Origin of the sequence: Ignavibacterium sp. (assembly GCA_032027145.1) — a bacterium.
Lineage (GTDB): Bacteria > Bacteroidota > Ignavibacteria > Ignavibacteriales > Ignavibacteriaceae > IGN3.
This window is the reverse complement of sequence record JAVSMP010000001.1, coordinates 3,503,264-3,519,237: the sequence shown is the minus strand read 5'-3', so window position 1 is coordinate 3,519,237 and position 15,974 is coordinate 3,503,264. Positions and strand designations below refer to the sequence as shown.

12 protein-coding genes are annotated in these 15,974 nt (G+C 32.9%); 9 read left to right on the top strand and 3 right to left on the bottom strand.

Annotation, left to right across the window (positions count from 1 at the left end):
• Window positions 1–10 precede the first annotated feature (10 nt).
• Both ROY99_14755 and ROY99_14750 read left to right on the top strand, forming a co-directional pair.
• Complete coding sequence (locus ROY99_14755; GenBank protein MDT3697642.1) at window positions 11–793, top strand: enoyl-CoA hydratase-related protein; 783 nt, start codon at window positions 11–13, stop codon at window positions 791–793.
• 11 nt (window positions 794–804) lie between these two features.
• Window positions 805–1,821: a hypothetical protein gene (locus tag ROY99_14750; GenBank protein MDT3697641.1), complete on the top strand. Its 1,017-nt coding sequence runs from the start codon at window positions 805–807 to the stop codon at window positions 1,819–1,821.
• Between the two features lie 3 nt (window positions 1,822–1,824).
• Here ROY99_14750 and ROY99_14745 read toward each other — a convergent pair whose 3' ends face one another.
• The 3 genes from ROY99_14745 to ROY99_14735 form a co-directional block, all read right to left on the bottom strand.
• Complete coding sequence (locus tag ROY99_14745) at window positions 1,825–3,189, bottom strand: pitrilysin family protein (protein MDT3697640.1); 1,365 nt, start codon at window positions 3,187–3,189, stop codon at window positions 1,825–1,827.
• Window positions 3,186–4,454 carry a pitrilysin family protein gene (locus ROY99_14740; protein ID MDT3697639.1) on the bottom strand — a complete coding sequence of 423 codons (1,269 nt, stop codon included), beginning with the start codon at window positions 4,452–4,454 and terminating at the stop codon, window positions 3,186–3,188. The genes ROY99_14745 and ROY99_14740 overlap by 4 nt, the downstream gene beginning before the upstream one ends.
• A 63-nt stretch (window positions 4,455–4,517) precedes the next feature.
• The gene (locus tag ROY99_14735; GenBank protein ID MDT3697638.1) at window positions 4,518–5,741 is read right to left on the bottom strand and encodes an ectonucleotide pyrophosphatase/phosphodiesterase; all 1,224 of its coding nucleotides are present in this window, start codon (window positions 5,739–5,741) and stop codon (window positions 4,518–4,520) included.
• Window positions 5,742–6,010: 269 nt separating this feature from the next.
• Between ROY99_14735 and ROY99_14730 the strand changes: the two genes are divergently transcribed.
• The 7 genes from ROY99_14730 (at window position 6,011) to ROY99_14700 (ending at window position 15,967) form a co-directional block, all read left to right on the top strand.
• Window positions 6,011–9,172, top strand: coding sequence for a carboxypeptidase regulatory-like domain-containing protein (locus ROY99_14730; GenBank protein ID MDT3697637.1), 3,162 nt, complete (start codon window positions 6,011–6,013; stop codon window positions 9,170–9,172).
• A gap of 306 nt (window positions 9,173–9,478) precedes the next feature.
• Window positions 9,479–9,955 carry a transcription elongation factor GreA gene (gene greA, locus ROY99_14725; GenBank protein MDT3697636.1) on the top strand — a complete coding sequence of 159 codons (477 nt, stop codon included), beginning with the start codon at window positions 9,479–9,481 and terminating at the stop codon, window positions 9,953–9,955.
• A gap of 278 nt (window positions 9,956–10,233) precedes the next feature.
• On the top strand, window positions 10,234–11,598 hold the full coding sequence (gene tilS / locus ROY99_14720; protein ID MDT3697635.1) for a tRNA lysidine(34) synthetase TilS: 1,365 nt from the start codon (window positions 10,234–10,236) through the stop codon (window positions 11,596–11,598).
• Window positions 11,591–12,148 (top strand): hypoxanthine phosphoribosyltransferase, encoded by a 558-nt coding sequence (hpt, locus tag ROY99_14715; GenBank protein ID MDT3697634.1) that lies wholly within the window; start codon window positions 11,591–11,593, stop codon window positions 12,146–12,148. The genes tilS and hpt overlap by 8 nt, the downstream gene beginning before the upstream one ends.
• Before the next feature lie 8 nt (window positions 12,149–12,156).
• A complete protein-coding gene (gene ftsH, locus ROY99_14710; protein ID MDT3697633.1) occupies window positions 12,157–14,190 on the top strand; it encodes an ATP-dependent zinc metalloprotease FtsH in 2,034 nt (677 codons plus the stop codon).
• Between the two features lie 2 nt (window positions 14,191–14,192).
• A complete protein-coding gene (locus ROY99_14705; GenBank protein ID MDT3697632.1) occupies window positions 14,193–14,861 on the top strand; it encodes a dolichol kinase in 669 nt (222 codons plus the stop codon).
• A 2-nt stretch (window positions 14,862–14,863) separates the two neighbouring features.
• Window positions 14,864–15,967 (top strand): DUF4837 family protein, encoded by a 1,104-nt coding sequence (locus tag ROY99_14700; GenBank protein MDT3697631.1) that lies wholly within the window; start codon window positions 14,864–14,866, stop codon window positions 15,965–15,967.
• Window positions 15,968–15,974: the final 7 nt, after the last annotated feature.

Here is a 15,974-nt window from a genome sequence, read left to right as displayed (position 1 = left end):
AGGTGATAAAATGGATTATAGAAATTTACTGCTTAATGTTAACCAGAATATCGGACTGATAACTGTAAACAGACCAGATAAATTAAATGCCCTGAACCATGATACCTTAGTTGAATTAAAAAATGTTTTGGAGAGATTAAGATCAGATGAAAATATTTTTGTAGTGATAATTACCGGAAGCGGTGAAAAAGCTTTTATTGCAGGTGCAGACATATCTGAAATCAATAAGCTAAATATGTTAGAAGGTAAAATATTTGCTGAGTTTGGACAATCAGTTTTTTCTCTGATTGAAAAGTTTGAAAAACCAGTTATTGCAGCTGTTAATGGATTTGCTCTCGGAGGCGGATGTGAGCTTGCTTTATCTTGTCATTTAAGATTAGCAAGTGAAAATGCAAAGTTTGGGCAGCCTGAAGTTAATCTTGGAATTATTCCTGGCTATGGCGGAACCCAAAGACTTACCAGACTTATCAATTCGGGCAGAGCTGCTGAAATGATTTTAACTGGCGATATGATTGATGCTAATGAAGCTTTACGAATAGGCTTGGTTAATAAAGTGTATCCGCAAAGTGAATTACAAAGTCAGGCTTTTGATATGGCAGTTAAAATTGCTTCCAAAGGTCAGCAGGCTGTTAGATTAGCATTAAAATCTATCAAAGCTGTTGATGAAGTATCTTTACAGGAAGGACAAAATTTTGAAGCAGCATTATTTGCTCTTTGCTGTGGCACTGAGGACTTTAAAGAGGGTACACAAGCATTTCTGGAAAAAAGAAAACCGGTTTTTATAAATAAATAATTAAACATTCAGTGTTAAGATTTTCTCTTAAAAATATTTCAATTGTTCTTTTAGTTGTAGTAATTGTTCTGCTTTTTGTTAATGTTTTTATTAATAAGTTTATTGCAAAAGATGAACTAAAACAAAACAGAGATGAGATATCCGGCGCATCCGTTGACAGCTTATTCAGATCAGCTTTATATAATTATGGAATTGAAAACAGCTGGATCAAAAAGAAGAAGATTAAACAGATAACTGGGGATTCACTCTTCGCTTCATATAATATTATTGTTCCAAAAGATGTTCCGATCAATCTGCTTCAGTTGGAAGTAAGTGAATTGTTATGGGATTATAACGCTGATATCATAAGTGAAGAAAAAACGAAAGAAAAAAAAGTTCTTCTGAAAATTATTTCCGAAAAATATTTAAAGTTGGCGGCTGAACTAAGTTATGATGATAAAATCAGAAGAGAGTTCGGTGCTGTTTCTTTTTTAGTCTCGGATATAAAACCGGATAATTTAGAACAATACAGCAAGTTGTTAAGAACACCTGAATTATTTTATGCTGTTCTTGTTCCTGACAGTAAATCAAAGTCTCTGTTAAAAGATCTGAAAAATTTTGAAAGGAGATTTGCTGTTATTCTTAATGATGATATAACAGAATTTGATTATAAACTGTCATCTTCAATTCCGGAAAACAGAACAATACTTTCATTAAAGAATATTATTTCTGCTTTTAACTCTGCAGCATTCTTTATTGTTGATGTTAATTCTGATTTGTTTAAATCTGTGAATTATAAAGTAATTGAAGCCGCATTAAAAAAGAGAAACATTAAAATTGTAAAGAGCAGCAGATTTGATATTTTAAAGATTAATTCTCTTAATCCTGAATCAAGCTTCGGAGAGTATATTAAGACTTTGGCTAAAAAAGAAGAAAGAGTCGTGATAATTTCTGCAGAGGATTATTTGCTTATTACTGAACTGATACCCGGATACAGAAAAATTGGATATCGCTTTATTCAGCCGGGTGATCTAGTATTAAATATGTAGAAATTATACCTGAACATTTCCATATAAATCAGCTTCATAAATTCCTATACCCAGGTTTTGTACCTGCGGAATAATTTTCTCTTTATCTCCAACAAGTACTATGGTTAAAGCATCATTATTAATAAAAGAATTTGCTGCCAGATTAACCTCAGCTTTATCCACAGAGTTTACATTATCAACATAACTTGAAAAATAATCGGATGATAAATCAAACAGTACTCTTCCGGACAAACCCGATGTAAGTTGTCCATAAGTTTCAAAACCCAATGGAAATCTCTTTGTAATAGATGATTTTGCAAATTCAAGCTCAGAATCTTTAACACCGTTTTTTATCTGCTCAAGTTCAAAAAGAATTTCTTTAACAGCATTAGCAGTGTTTTCAATTCCAACCGAAGTTGAGACTTCAAAAAACGATGCATCTTTGTAATAGTTAAATCTTGATGTTGCACCGTATGTGTAGCCGTTTCTTTCTCTTAGATTAAGATTTATTCTGCTGGTAAACTGACCGCCAAGTATTGTATTAAGTAGAAGACGCTGAAAAAAATCTTTCTGGTTTCTTGGCTGGGATAAATGACCAACTCTGATCTCGGTTTGAACTGAATTATCTTTATGACAGACATAAATTTTTTTATCACTAATTTTAAAATTATTCGGGACTGGTTTTACTGAACCGCTGTTTATCCATTCTTTCAGATTTTTATTAAGAATGCTTTTCAGATTTTCAATTTCAATATTGCCGACCACAATTAGAGTGGAATTTTTTGGAAAGAAATATTCAGCATAGAATTTTTTTACTTCATCTCTGGTTATAGAAGATACTGTATCTGTATAACCGATAATTGGAAAAGCATAAGAATTATCAGGCGAGAAAACAATCTTTTCGAAAAGCCGGTCTGCTACATAATCCGGTTTATCTTTATTCTGTAAGATCCTGACAAGAAGTTTCTTTTTCTCACGCTCAAAATCATATTCATTAAAATCAGGGTATAAAATTACTTTAGAAAAAAGCTCGATAGATTTCTCAAAGTGTTCTGACAAAGACTGAAGATTAATATTTATAAGATCGTGACTAGCAGATAAACTAAAATCAGAGCCAAGTATATCAAATGCATCACTTAAATCAAGAGCACTGATTCCTCCGGCACCTTCATCAAGCGTAAGTGCTGTCAGATGAGATAATCCTTTTTTTGACTTGTAGTCAAATTTACTTCCAGCATTTAAAATCATTAAAGTTTTAATAATCGGAAGATTCTTTTTTTGAATAAAGATTACTCTTAATCCGTTATCTAAATTAAATTCTTCTGGTAAAGGCAGATTAAATTTAATGTTTGAAGCCTCAGCAGGTTTATTTTTCCGGTTTAATCTCATTGACTGCGTCTGGGTAAAATTCTAAGTTCAACAAAAGGATTAAGCAGATATTTGCGCACCGCTGTTTTGATAGCATCATTTGTAACCGAATTATATCTGTTAAGATCAAACTCAAATGAATTTGGTTCTCCAAGAAAATAGTTATAATAGTTCAGATGATCTGCAATATTATCCAGGTTTTGCATAGAATAAACAAATTGTGATTTAATTCCATTCTTTGATTTTTCAAGTTCTTTTTCAGAAACATCATCAATTATAAAATTATTAATTTCATCCAGTATAATTTGTTTTATGTTATCAGCATTTTGTGCCGGCTTTAGTGTGCAGACAATAACAAACTGTCCGCCGAACCTGCCGGAATATTGAAATGAGGTTACATCTATTGCAGCCTGCATTTCAATAACTAATTTTTTATGCAAACGTGAATTTTTGGTTCCGGATAACAAATCAGCAAAAACTTCGAGTGCCGCATCATGTTTGTCAAAAATAAATTCCGATGGCCATGATAAATAAAGTCTTTCTAGCTGAACATTATCTTCATGTTCCAGATAAATATTATGATTTAGCTTTACTAATTTCTTTTCCGGTTTCTCAGCAGTGTTAAACGATTGAATCTCTAAAAAATATTTTTTAATCAGATCAATTGTTTCTGCTATCTTAATATCACCGGCAACCACAACACAGGCATTATCCGGCGAGTAATATTTTTTAAAAAATTCTTCAACATCTTCAAGCGTATAACTTTCAATATCTTTTAGATGTCCGATAGTTATCCAGTTATAAGGGTGATCTGCCGGATAAACATTTTTATTTAAGATTTCCCACGCTAATCCATAAGGTTGATTGTCATAGTTTTCAAGCCGTTCATTCTTTACCACATCTTTCTGATTGTTAAGCTTTTCCTGAGTTAATGCTGGAAGAAAATATCCCATCCTGTCAGATTCCAACCATAAAGCAAGTTCTAAATTATTTGAAGGAAGTTTTTCAAAATAATTAGTTCTGTCTCTTGAAGTAGAACCATTAAGCGTACCGCCTGATTCCTGAATATATTTGAAATGCATTTCCTTAGGTACATTTACAGATCCTTGAAACATCATATGTTCAAACAAATGAGCTAAACCTGTCTTACCCTTCTTTTCATAACCAGAGCCCACACGATACCAGATATTAACCGAAACTATTGGTAATGAATTATCCTGATACAAAATGTATTCAAGACCGTTACTAAGTTTATCTTTTAAATAGTTAATATTAAGATGTTTCAAATGTATTTCCTCTGCTGCCTGATAAATAACTTTAGAATTAATATTCAGAAACGATATCAGGTTTTAATAATCCTTCAATAAAAACTCTATCTGTTCAAACTTTCCATCAATTTTTTGATTCGGTATAATATGAAGTAGTTTTGCAAGCAATGGATTAATATCAATATTTTGGATAGTACCGCAGGTATATCCGGTTTTAAAGTCAGGTCCAATGGCAAAAAATATCCCATGCATATCTATAAAGTTGTTATCATAGCCATGATCACCGCCGAAACCCAAATTGCTGTATTTTTTTACTTCACGATTTGTTATAAGACTCCATCCAGGCTCAGCTAATATTAAAATTGGAGGAATGATAAAACTTTTTGAAAAATTAAAATACTCAGGAATTTCCTCTTTGTAATAAACCTTGTAATTCTTTTCAGAAGCTTTTAACAGCCCGTAGATTTTTGATTTATCACCATCATTATCAGGGAAGAGATACATCACTGGTCCGGAATCAACAATTTTCTGTTTGGTATTGGATAATATCTCTTCAATATTAATAATTTTAACATTGTCAACATCAGTCATTCCATGATCCGATACAATTATTACATTTGTGCTGTCATAAAGATTTAAACTCTTAAGACCATCGAAAAGGTTTCCAATCAAACTGTCTAATTGCATAATGCTTCGAGTAACTTCCGGAGAATTTGTTCCAAACTGATGACCATAAGTATCAGTAGCATCAAAATAAACTGTAATCAGCTTTGGGCGTTGATTAAATGGAAGCTTTAACCAGTTTAATACTCCTTCAATTCTTTTTGAATATGGTCTGTGATGATCATACTTTTCATAATAATTTGGTCTTCTGTATTCAAGAGTAAGTTCAGAACCAGGCCAAAAATAGCTGGCAGTAATTACTCCTTGTCGTTTTGCAGTTTCCCAGATTGCTTCGCCGATATAATTTTGCGGATCTCTTACAGCGGCAGTATCTCCGATTCTATAAATCTTTTCGGTTATCGGATTGTAAAAAGTATTTGCAATGATTCCGTGGTTCTGGGGATACAACCCTGTTACAATTGAATAATGATTAGGAAAGGTTTTTGTCGGGAAACATGGTTTTAATGAACTTGCATGAACTCCGTTCTGTTTTATAAACTCAAGATTTGGAGTAATACCTCGATTTGGATAATCCCAGCGGAAGCCGTCAAAAGATATTAAAATATTGTAAGATTTCTGTTGAGCGGTAAGATTTACACTTACAATTATGAGAAAGAGTAAAATTATTTTTTTTCTGAACATTTTTTTTCTTTTAATTTTTAATTGACTATATGCAAAATATAGAAATGAAAATTCAATCGAAAAATTCGGATATAGTTAAAAAGCAAGTATTCATTTTCATGTTACTGAAAAATAATTATTTAAAAAATGATTAATATGCTTGCATAAATAATCTAATAGCCTAATATTTCCTGTGCCTTTTACAGCAAACATGCTATGGAAAACTTATTTACAATTTATTTTCAATATCTTTTAACTATTCAATTCTTTAATTCAATCAAGGAGAAAATATGACAAAAAAATACTCTTTCCTTTCATTCCTGCTGCTGATAATGTTTTCATTCTTTTTAGTGCATAACAATTCGTTTGCACAAGGTGTTACAACCTCAGCAATGAATGGAACAATAGTAGATGCAAAAGGTGATCCCTTACCTGGTGCAAACATAATTGCGGTTCACTCTCCATCAGGAACCCAATATGGTACAACCTCTCGTGTTGATGGAAAATATAATTTAAACGGTTTAAGGACCGGCGGTCCATATATAGTTACAGTTTCTTTTGTTGGCTACAAATCACAGGAATCAACGATTCCAGCACTTCAATTAGGTCAAAATCTTAGAGTTGATTATACTTTAGTTGAGGACGCAGTTCAATTAGGTGATATTACTGTCATCGGAGAAAAAAATTCAATTATCTCAAGTAACAGAACTGGTGCAACACAAAACGTTACAGCAAGAGATATAGAGTTAGTACCGTCTATTGGTAAAAACTTTGGTGATCTTGCAAAACTTTCTCCGCAGGCAAGTGGAACAAGCAACTCTATTGCCGGAAGAAATAATCGTTACAACAACATTCAAATTGATGGTACACAGTACAATGATTTATTTGGATTAGGTGCATCCGGCGCACCCGGTGGTCAAACAGGAACCAATCCAATTAGTATTGATGCAATACAGGAGTTTCAGGTTATTGTTGCTCCTTACGATGTAAAGTATGGAAGTTTTACCGGAGGCGGTCTTAATGCTATTACAAGAAGCGGTACCAACAAATGGACAGGATCTGTTTATGGATATGGAAGAAATCAGAAACTTGTTGGTAATGGTGCATTTATAACTGATAAGCCTGAGACAGAATCTAATGAACAAGAATATCCTGAATTTAAAGAATATGCCGGTGGGTTCAGACTTGGCGGTCCAATCATTAAAGATAAATTATTTATGTTTCTTAATGGTGAAGTAACAAGAAAAGATCAACCATTATCAAATATTTCTTTGGTTACTGGTCCTGCATCTGCAGAAAGTCTTGCTGATCAGTTTTACAATATCTTAAAATCAAAAGGTATGGATGCTGGTACCTATGGTGCTACAACACTTGAACAACCAAGCAACAAGTTATTTATCAGATTAGATTTTAATCAATCTGAAAATCATAAGTTTACTTTAAGACATAATTATGTCAATTCTTATCAGGATGTATTAGCTGGAAGAAATGCTAATAATCAGGTATCGTTTAATACTTTTAATTACAGAATCAGAAATATAACTAACTCTACGGTTCTGCAATTAAACAGTACACTTGGAAATAACTTTTCAAACGACCTGATCTTAGGTTTTACTTCTATCAGAGACAGAAGAGCAGGTACTTCCGAAACACGTCCTGAAGTAAGAGTAATGAGAGAAGCGGTAATTCTGGTTGCTGGTCCTGACAGATTTTCTTCTGTGAATGAATTAGATCAGGATATATTTGAATTTACCAATAACTTCTCAGCTTATTTTGGTAATCACGTTTTAACTGTCGGTACTCACAATGAGTTTTTCACTTTCAGAAATGCATTCATAAGATCATTCTTTGGATATTATGAGTTTAATACATTAGCAGATTTGCAAAATAATACACCGAGTTATTATCAGAAAGTATTTTCACGCGTCCCTGGTGTAGAAAAACCTGCCGCAAGATTTAGTGTAAATCAACTTGGTTTTTACTTACAGGACGAGTGGACAATTGTTCCAACTTTTAAAGTAACTTTTGGAGTTAGAGCTGATATTCCGTTTCTGCCGACCGAACCAGACTATAATCCACAGGTTACAGAAAATTTCCCAGATTATAAGACCTCTGACGTACCAAGTGGCAACATAATGTTTTCACCAAGATTTGGATTTAACTGGGATGTATCTGGTAACAGATCAACTCAGGTGCGTGGTGGTGTCGGAATTTTCACTGGTCGTATTCCTTATGTCTGGATGTCTAACAATTATGGAAACACCGGAACCTTACTTGCTGAAGTTAACCAGGCTTCAGGTGGTAACGTTGGTTTCTCAGTTGATCCGTACAATCAACCTGGTGTTGGTGATCCTGGAACAGGTTCACCAAGTTTCAGATCCGAAATAGATCTTATTGATCCTGATTTCAAATGGCCCCAGATTTTAAGAGCAAACCTCGGTGTTGATCAGGAATTACCCGGGGGAATGATTGGTACAGTTGAATTTATGTATTCAAAGTCAATCAACGATCTTGTATATCAAAAATTGAATTTGAATCCATCAACAAACACAATACCGGGAGATGGCAGACCAAGATATGGCGGTACCAATAGTTACAGTAACAGATATGTTGATGTACTTTATTTAACTAATACTGATGAAGGTAATCAGATAAATTTCTCTGTTCAATTGCAAAGAAATGTAGCTTCTGGATTATCATTTAATGTTGGATATAATTACGGTATTACAAAAGATATAAACAGTGTGCTGTCATCACAGGCTCAATCACAGATCAGATATAATCCTATTTCAAGCGATCCAAATAAGCCTCCATTAACTTATTCAAGCTTCGATATGGGACACAGAGGATTTGCTGCTATTGCTTATTCACGCGAATTCTTCGATAATTTACCAACAACAATATCATTCTTTTATAATATCCAATCAGGAAGAAGATTTTCATTTACAGTTAATGGAGACTTGAACAATGATGGATTAAACGGAAATGATTTATTCTATATTCCTAAAGATGAAAACGATATATTAGTTGGTGCTGTTACCAGCGGGGCTTTCGTAGAAAATGCAACTCAGAAAGCAGAGCTTTTTGATTTTATCAATAATAATGAATACTTATCCGATCATAAAGGTCAGATGTCAGAAAGAAATGCATCAAGAGGTCCCTGGAATGATTTGCTTGATATGAGAATAACTCAAGCTGCAATAATTCCGGGTATTGGACGTTTTGAGATTTCACTTGATATACAGAATGTAATGAATCTTATCCAATCTGAGTGGGGATGGTTCCAGACAACTCCACAGGATACTTATACAATTGTAACCTTAAATGGAACTGATCCAGCAACCGGAAGACCGGTTTACAGATTTAGTAAACCAACTACTAATACTCCTTGGTCTCCAAATGATTTATTATCAAGATGGCAGATGCAATTAGGTTTAAGATACTCATTCTAATTTAATAATTAAGTTCTAAACATTAAGGCGATCTTAGGATCGCCTTTTTTATTTTTAAAATTGTTGAGCTGAACTGTATATAAAAAGCCATATTCAGCATAAGTATAATAATAAACGGAGGTTCTGAATTTTATACACAAAAATGTTATCAGTTTTTATTATTTAATTAAGCTGCTGGTGTTATTAAAGGAGAAGGATTAGTTCTTGACATCAGGATATTCAATTCTTATCTTTGCCCAGCCACTGTTCTGATTTATTAGAACGGTGGCAATTTTTTTTAAATCACTAACAATTGAAGATTTTATTATGTCCGTCAAAAATTTTGTTTATTTAACCCGAGAACGACTAATTGAACTGGAAAAAGAACTGCAGGAAATGAAAACAAACGGCAGGAAAACAATTGCAGCCAAAATAGCCGAAGCAAGATCACATGGTGATCTCTCAGAAAATGCCGAGTATGATGCTGCGAAAGAAGAACAGGGATTATTTGAGTTAAAAATAAGCAAGATGGAAGATGTACTTTCACGGGCAAGAGTAATTGATACATCTAAAATGCCAGCCGATGAAATTCATTTACTTTCCACTGTTAAAATCAAAAACCTTAAAACAAATAAAGTTTTTGAATATACTTTAGTATCTCCCGAAGAGGCAAATTTACAGGAAGGAAAAATTTCGGTTACTTCTCCTGTTGGGCAGGGACTGATGGGCGCTAAACCAGGTAATAAGGTTAAAGTTAAAGCTCCCGCAGGTTTGATGGAGTTTGAGATTCTTGAGATTAAATGAAATAATACTTTAATTGTGATTCACCTGTTTCTTTTCTTGATGATTTTAAAAGTTATTTAGTTTTCTGAGACTCAATACAATCAATGATATTAACCTGAAGGTTTTTATTCAAAGAAAATCCATTTTCAATCAGAATTAATTTCTTTAATTGTAAAGACACTCTTTTATCAATAAACAATTTTGTAATTCTGTCATTATAGAATTTGATAAGTTTATTAAATTTGTGACAGTTTTTTTACAGCTAATGACATCGTGGATAATTTGAACTTTTGCAATTGATGAAGGCTACTGAACAAAAAGTATTAAGATTTATAAAAGAAAACGATCTTATCAAAGTTAATGATAGGATTTTAATTGCACTAAGCGGCGGACCTGATTCTATTTTTGTTTTACACTTCTTCAATAAATTTAGAAAAAAATTCAAGATTGAAATTAGTGCGGTTCATGTGAATCATCTTTTAAGAGGAAAAGAATCTGATAGAGATGAAATTTTCTGTGAAATCGTCTGTAAAGAACTTGATATTCCTTTCTATCCTTATAAAAAAAATATAAAAGTTTTTGCACAGGAAAATAATTATTCAATAGAATTAGCTGCCCGAGAAGTCAGGTATTCTGTTTTTGAGAAACTTGCAGGTGCAATTGGATTTGATAAAATTGTAACTGCTCATAATGCAGATGATAATGCGGAAACTGTTTTATTGAATTTGATTAAAGGTGCTGGATTAAACGGTATTGCAGGTATTCCCGTAAAACGTGATAACATTATAAGACCGATTCTTTGTTTAAGCAAAGCCGAAATACTTAATTATCTTGAATTAAATCAATATGAGTTCAGGATTGATCAATCAAACTTGTCAAGCGAATTTGAGCGGAACTTTCTGCGTAATGAAATTATTCCTTTAATTAAAAGCAAATTAAATCCATCGCTTGATAAAGCATTGTTGAATACCTCCGTAAACCTGCAGGGGCTTATCACTGAATTAAAAACTGATAAAAATGAAAGTGATTTGAGATTGAAACAAAATAAGTTTGTGCAGATTCCATTAACCTACTTTGAAAATAAAGATAAGAAGATATCTGTACATCTGTTAAAAAATATTCTCGATAAGAATTTTAAGATAAAATTCCATTCAGCAGATATTAAAAAAATAACATCACTCATTAATAATCAGGCAGGTAAGTCTGAAGAACTGTCAGCAGGTTTGATTGCATTAAGATCAAGAAATGATATTCTGATTAAAACAAAAACTGAAGTACCTGGAAAGATATCAAAACGAATAAAAGTTGGTGAAAAAATAAAAATCGGCAATAAAAATTTGAGTATCGAAAAGGTAAATCCGGCAGATATTAAACTATTAAAGAATCCTAACATTGAATTTATCTCTGCTGATGAAGTAAAAAGTGTTTTCCAGATACGGAACTGGAAAGATGGCGATAAATTTCATCCGATCGGGATGAAAGGAACAAAAAAAGTTTCTGATTATCTTAACGATATAAAAATGGATACATTTGAAAAGAAAAATCAATTATTATTATTGAATAATAATAAGATTGTCTGGATTATAGGAAAAAGACTTGATGACAGATTCAAGATAACATCAACCACAAAAAAAGCACTTAAAGTATATATTAAAAATGGATAATTTGATTATTGGTGAAGACGTTTTTGTTCCATTATTAACTGAAGAACAAATTCAATTTAGAATTAAAGAGCTTGCTGAACAAATATCTGAAGAATACTCTGAAAAAGTTCCGATTTTCATTGGTGTACTTAACGGTGCTTTTATTTTTCTTTCAGACTTGATAAAAAGAGTAACAATAAACTGTGAGATAGATTTCTTTAAACTCTCAAGTTATGGAGATGCAAAGTTATCTTCCGGTAATGTGCGCTTGCTCAAAGAATTAAATTGTGATGTAAACGACAGAGATATTATTATTGTTGAAGATATTGTTGATTCAGGCTTATCAATCAAATACATCGGAGACCTCTTCAAAAAATATTCTCCGCGAAGTGTAAAAGTATGTACACTGTTATTGAAACCAAAAAGCCTGAAATATGATGTTAAAATTGATTATATTGGCTTCCAAATTCCGGGCAAATTTGTAATTGGATATGGATTAGATTATGCACAACAATATAGAAATTTAAGATCCATTTATGCCCTATCCGATAATTCAGAAAAAAATAATTAGAAAAAAAAATGAGCGATAACGAAAATAAATCAGGAAATAAATTACCAAAAGGCAGCCCAAATAAACCTGATGACAACTTTGATTGGTCAAAGGTGATTAGACTTGTTTTTGGCTGGGGAGCAGTTATTGTAGCTGCGGTAATTATAATGCAAATCTTTAGAACTGGTGTGGATAATTTTACTGAGATTCCTTACGGGCAGTATGAAAAACTGATTGAAGATCCACAAAATATTACTTCCGCAAATATTACAAAATCTGATCCGAATGATTACACTTTAAAAGCCACTTTGAAAAAAGAAACTGATATTACTATTAACGGTAAATCTGTTGGTATAAAGGCATTTTCAGTGTATATCCCTGAGCCATTAATTATTGAACAAGAAAAATTATGGAAAGAAAAAGGAATACATTACTCATTTAATAAAGAGTCAAACGAATGGGTTAATATACTTGTGGGATTTTTACCCTGGGTTCTGATTATTGCTATATGGATTATAATAATGAGAAGAATGCAGGGGCAAAGCGGCGGTTCAAGAGGAATCTTTTCGTTTGGAAAGAGTAAGGCAAAATTAATTACTCCTTCTAGTAAACGAGTTACATTTAAAGATGTTGCTGGTGCAGATGAAGCAAAACTTGAATTGGAAGAAGTAATAGAATTCTTGAAAGAACCTACTAAATTTCAAAAACTTGGAGGTAAGATTCCAAGAGGTGTTTTGTTATTAGGACCTCCCGGAACAGGTAAAACTCTTCTTGCACGTGCAGTTGCCGGCGAAGCTGGTGTTCCGTTTTTCTCAATATCGGGTGCAGACTTTGTGGAAATGTTTGTAGGTGTTGGTGCAAGTCGTGTTAGAGACTTGTTTGAGCAAGGTAAGAAAAATGCACCTTGTATAATTTTTATTGATGAAATTGATGCTGTCGGAAGACATCGCGGTGCTGGTCTTGGCGGCGGACACGATGAGCGTGAACAAACATTAAACCAATTACTTGTAGAGATGGATGGTTTTGAACAGAATAGCGGGGTAATAATTATTGCAGCAACTAACAGACCTGATGTTCTTGATCCGGCATTGTTAAGACCTGGTAGATTTGACAGACAGGTGGTTGTTGATAGACCTGATGTAAAAGGAAGAGAAGGAATTCTTAAAGTTCACACTAGAAATATTCCACTTGCAGAAGGTGTTAATCTGGAAGTTCTTGCAAAAGGAACACCCGGATTATCAGGTGCAGATTTAGCTAATCTGGTTAATGAAGCTGCTTTACTTGGTGCACGTAAAAATAAGAAAAAAGTTGATATGAATGACTTTGAAGAAGCTAAAGACAAAGTAATGATGGGAATGGAAAGAAAAAGTCTTATCATATCCGAAAAAGAAAAAAAGACAACTGCTTATCACGAAGTTGGGCATGTACTTGTTGCACGGATGATTCCAGAAGCTGATCCAGTTCATAAAGTAACGATTATCCCGCGCGGCAGGGCTCTTGGTGTTACAAGTTATTTGCCAATTGATGAAAAACATACTTATTCTAAAGAATATCTTGAAGCAATGATAACTTATGCACTTGGCGGGCGTGCTGCTGAAAAACTTGTTTTTAATCATTATACAACCGGTGCTGGAAATGATATTGAAAAAGCTACCAACATCGCAAGGAAGATGGTCTGCGAGTGGGGAATGAGTGATAAACTTGGTCCGCTTGCTTATGGAGCAAAAGAAGAAGAAATATTTTTAGGAAGAGAAATTCAAAAGCATAGAGATTATAGCGAAAAAACTGCAATTGAAATTGATGAAGAGATAAGAAACATCATCAACATTGCCTTTGAAAGAGCAGTTAAAATACTAAGCGAAAATATGAATTTGCTGCATAGATTATCAGAGGAATTATTAGAGCGCGAAATACTTGATGCTGAAGAGATTGACAGAATTATTCGAGGTGAACACCTGCCGCCGGTGCAGAAAGAGAATAACCAGAATAATCAGACTGAACAAATTCCAGATCATGTTAAAAAATTAATGGAACAAAGGAATAAACCTGATACGAATCCTTAAAGATGACGCACATTGATAATGGAACAATTCACTACAGAGATGAATTAGTACGAAAATTAATTCATCTCTTTTCTTTATCTATACCGGTTATTTACTATTTTATTCCAAAGCAAACCGCACTTATTATTTTAGCAGCCTTAACAATATTAGCCTTATTTATTGACGGCGGCAGATTTATATCTAAATCATTTGCAAAGTTATTTTATAAACTGTTTGGATTCCTTTTACGCCGGCATGAACTTGATGATGAAAAGAAGAATTTAACCGGTGCAACTTATGTTTTGCTTTCGGCTTTAATCTGTGTAATAATTTTTCCTAAGGTAATATTTGTTACTGCCTTTACAATATTAATTATCAGTGATTCAATGGCTGCATTAATAGGCAGAAAGTATGGCAAAAGAAAATTTTTAAGAAAGAGTTTTGAGGGAACATTATCATTTTTTATTAGTGCAAGCATAGTAGTTTTTTTTACACCTAAAGTTGGTAATTTTCCGATGGAATATGTAATTGGTTTTGTTGCTGCATTTATCGGTGCTATTGTTGAAAACATTTCCTTTGGTTTTGCTGATGATAATCTGACGATACCGCTATCTACTGGTTTTACTATGTGGATTTTATATTTGATAATTTTTCCCAATCTCGAATTGGTTTTACTTAATGTTCCGAGGTAATTATGAAAAAGTATTTGATATTATTCTTTTTAACTGTACAATTAATTCTTTTTATATCTTGTGATTCAGTTCAGAAACCTGCAACAGGTTTTGAAGATGAAATTTACATTGTAGCAGATTCAACCGAGTATGAAGAATTAAAACTGGCTCTTCAAACTGTTTTTGAAGTTGAGATAAACACACCTTTGCCTGAAAAACTTTTTACTTTACATAGAATATCATCCAATCAGATTGATAAAGCTCAAAGGAAAAAAAATATTGTTATTGTTGCACCGCTTAATTCCGGCTCTTACACATCACAGTATATTAAATCAATTACTGATCAAGAAGTTCAGAAAAAACTTGAAACTGATAATGATTTTATTTTAAGTAAATATGATCTTTGGGCAAGAGGTCAGCTTGTTACAATTCTCTCGGCTTCAAATATGCAGGAATTGGAATTTAAAATCCTAAGAAATAAAGATAATCTGCTGTTTGCCTATCAAAAGGAATCAGACAATAGATTAAAAGAAAGCCTCTATTCTCCTAAATATGAAAGAAAAGCAATTGAAGGGTTACTTTTAAGAGATTATGGATGGATGATTTATGTTCAGGCTGATTTTAAACTTGCAAAGAATGATAAAGAGGATAAGTTTGTCTGGCTGAGAAGATCGCCCGGCAGTGATATGGAAAGATGGATTTTTGTTCATTGGATAGATAATGCAACTCCGGAATATCTTAATGCAGATTCAATCAGATCTATTCGTAACAGATTAACTAAAAAGTTTTATCAAACTGCTGATGACTCGGCTTATGTAGTAATTGCTGACAGTTTTTATACAACTAGTGAAGTTAATTTTAATAACAGATATGCACTATATACACAAGGTTTATGGGATTTGAACATAAAAGGAATGGGCGGTCCTTTTGTTAACTATACTTTTTATGAGGAAAAAAGCAGAAGACTATATATGCTTGATGGTTCTATCTATGCACCAAAATATTATAAGAGAAATCTTATTCAGCAGGTGGATGTGATTCTTCAATCATTTCTTACTAAAGATGAAATTTCAAAAGAAAGAGCCGATGACCTTATAGATGATATTGATGAATCTATCAAGTATTAGTGTAATT